Below are 653 nucleotides of genomic sequence, written 5' to 3'. Positions count from 1 at the left end.
AGCTCGGCCACCAGCTTCTCGCGCAGGCGGTTGGCGGTCTCCTCGCCCACCGGCACCGCCACCGAGATCGCCATGCAGCGCTCGCCGGCGGAGCCGTAGGCGGCCCCCATCAGCGCCCCGACAGCCTGGTCAAGGTCGGCATCGGGCATGATCACCATGTGGTTCTTGGCGCCGCCCAGGGCCTGGACGCGCTTGCCGTGGGCCGACGCCGTCGCATAGATGTACTCGGCGATGGGGGTGGAGCCGACGAAACTCACCGCCTGGACGCGCTCATCGGTGAGCAGCACGTCCACGCTCTCCTTGTCGCCGTTGACCACGTTGAAGACGCCATCCGGCAGGCCGGCCTCCTTCAGCAGCTCGGCCAGGCGCATCGAGGTGGAGGGATCCTTCTCCGAGGGCTTCATCACGAAGGTGTTGCCGCAGGCCAGCGCGATGGGGAACATCCACATCGGCACCATGGCCGGGAAGTTGAACGGCGAGATGCCGGCACAGACGCCCAGCGGCTGCATCATCGAATAGCTGTCCACGCCGGTGCCGACGTTCATCGAATGCTCGCCCTTCTGGAGGTGCGGAATGCCGCAGGCGAACTCCACCACCTCCAGGCCGCGGGTCACCTCGCCCTTGGCGTCGGAGAACACCTTGCCGTGCTCCTG

The 653-nt window shown here is 67.5% G+C and carries 1 protein-coding gene; it reads right to left on the bottom strand.

Features of this window, described 5'->3' with window-relative positions; genetic code table 11:
* Positions 1-653 (bottom strand): aldehyde dehydrogenase family protein (locus KG088_RS19440; protein WP_213828275.1); only part of this gene is annotated, 653 nt, incomplete at both ends.

Origin of the sequence: Halomonas jincaotanensis, from assembly GCF_018448785.1 — a bacterium.
Classification (GTDB): Bacteria; Pseudomonadota; Gammaproteobacteria; order Pseudomonadales; family Halomonadaceae; genus Halomonas; species Halomonas jincaotanensis.
The sequence above is the reverse complement of the archived record's forward strand: the minus strand, read 5'-3'. Positions and strand labels throughout refer to the sequence as shown.